We start from the raw sequence: 2,102 nt of genomic DNA on the forward strand, positions 1-2,102 counted from the left end.
ACCCCGCCGATCCCGCCGCCCAGCGCGCCGATGGCAAAGCCCGCGCGGCGGCCATGGCGCTGCATGAAGGCCGAGATCGGGGTGGCGGTCAGCATGGAGCCGATGACGGCGGCGCTGATCGGGAGGGTGGCCCAGCAGGCATTGGGGGCAAGGCTCTGCCCGGCGAGGCCCGCCACGGTGAAGATCATCGGCATCTGCGCGCCGAGGATGGCCTGGGCTGCGACGAGGACGAGGACGTTCCGGCGGGCGGTTCTGTCGGAGGCGGGGCTGGATGCGATCATGGCTGCTAGGCTTAACCTCTGCTGCGGCGGGGGCAAGGGTCAAATGCGCGCGGGGGAATCCGACATTCCCCAAGTGGCCTGCCGCTTGACTTCAAGATCGCCTGATTTTGCTCGCTGGGCAAGCGTTCTTCGCCCCGAGCGGTGTCTGTCGTCGCGCAAACGGCCGAAGTCGGGTGGATCAAGCCTCGAACCCGCAGCATTCTGGCCCGGCAGAGCCGCTTTCCCGCGCGGCAGACGGACCTGTCCTGCCGCTTTCGTTCAGCTTGGGCATGGATCGTGGTCATGCGCATGACGGAGGCGTTCGAAGACGGCGGATGGCGGCAAGGACGGCCCGCACCATCGGGCCGGTGACGGCGACCTCGGCCAACTGGAAGGTAATGGCGCGGGCGTGGCGGACGACGCGGGCGCCGATCTTGATCAGCTTGAGTTGCAGGCTGGTCAACGACCAGTCCGCCATGGCCTCGGGCAGTTCGATGCAGCGCAGGAAGGTTGCCAGGTTGTAGGCCAGCGCGTGCAGTTGCAGCCGCACCTCGTTGTGCCGGAACTTCCGGCATGACAGCCGCGTCCAGCGAAAGGCATATTTGCCTTCCTTGATGTGCTGCTCTGCGGTGCCGCGCTGGTTGTAGAACCTCACCACCCAGTCTGGCTCCATCGGCAGGTTGGTGACGATGAAGCCGACTTTGGGGAACAGCTCGCCCGGATGCCATTCGATCTTGGCGATGACGCGGCGCGGCTTGTCCCAGGACGCCGCCTGATACTCGAAGTCCTCGAAGAACCGTTTGACCTTGGTCAGCGAAGGCCGTCCCACGGGCCGTGTCAGCCGATGCGCGATCTTCTCGCGCAAGACGGCGTTGGCGGGCAGACGGATGGCGTAGAAGAACCTGGCTTCTTCCAGCCGCATATAGATCGCGGGGATCGCGTAGGCAGCGTCGGCCCGGAAGAAGCGTCCACCAAGGTCGCGGCCAGCATATCGGGCAATGACGGGATCAAGGACATCCCGCCAGCCATCGGCGCTGTGGACATTGCCGTTACGCAGGGCGCAGCGCTCCAGCATGCCAAACTGGTTGAACAAGAAGATGGGGTGATAGCAGGTGCAGTCGAAATGCCCGTTCCAGGCAGCACCTTCCTGATCGCCGTGGGTGGGGCTGACCGAGCTGTCCATGTCCAGCACGATGTATTTCAACCCGTTGCGGTCATGAAACCGGTCGATCCATTGGCCGTTCAGATCGGCCAGCGCCGCCCGGTTCGCGGCCAGAGCCAGCGTCTCGGTCTCGAACCGTCCCATCTGCGATGCCGAAGCAGCTTGCGCCTCGACGGCCCTGCCGCCAACGACCTGACGCATCACGGGATCGAGGGCCAAGCGGTCGGCATCGTTCACATCCTCGTATCCGGCCAGTCGTCCGAACACCGATTGCCGGAACAATCCGTCAAGCCGATGGAGCGTGTTCTTCCCGGTGCGGCTGTCTCGCAGCGCCTCCGACGCCTGATTGGACAGGCCGAGCACGTCATCAAGCTCGCGCATCACCAGCAGGCCACCGTCTGAACTGATCTGCGCACCACGGAACTCCAGACGCACACGGCGGTCGAAATCAACCCGATCTCCCCGCGCCAAGCCCGCACCCTCCAGGTGATCCATGAAACGCGCCCCTCGCAGCCGTCAACGCCATGATTTATATGCGAAATATCACGATTACGACAGCGAAATCAGCGACTTACTTGGAGAATGTGGGGCAAATCATCAGTCGGAATGGGCAACAGAACCTTCAGCAAGGCCGCCCTGATTGCCGTGCAGCATCCCGCGATGTATCGGTTTGAGTCCGA

Annotated in this window: 1 protein-coding gene and 1 pseudogene; both read right to left on the bottom strand. The window is 63.9% G+C overall.

The window, feature by feature from the left end:
- Nucleotides 1-281: pseudogene (locus FOY53_RS22515) on the bottom strand (MFS transporter); the annotation flags it as partial.
- A 280-nt stretch (nt 282-561) separates the two neighbouring features.
- Complete coding sequence (locus tag FOY53_RS22520) at nt 562-1,917, bottom strand: IS1380-like element ISPme1 family transposase (protein WP_146592524.1); 1,356 nt, start codon at nt 1,915-1,917, stop codon at nt 562-564.
- Nucleotides 1,918-2,102 lie beyond the last annotated feature (185 nt).

It is taken from the genome of Puniceibacterium confluentis (assembly GCF_007923445.1).
Classification (GTDB): domain Bacteria; phylum Pseudomonadota; class Alphaproteobacteria; order Rhodobacterales; family Rhodobacteraceae; genus Puniceibacterium; species Puniceibacterium confluentis.

Bases quoted from the DNA above. Each gene is read 5' to 3' on its own strand.
- FOY53_RS22520 (WP_146592524.1), bottom strand. From the start codon at position 1,917: ATGGATCACCTGGAGGGTGCGGGCTTGGCGCGGGGAGATCGGGTTGAT.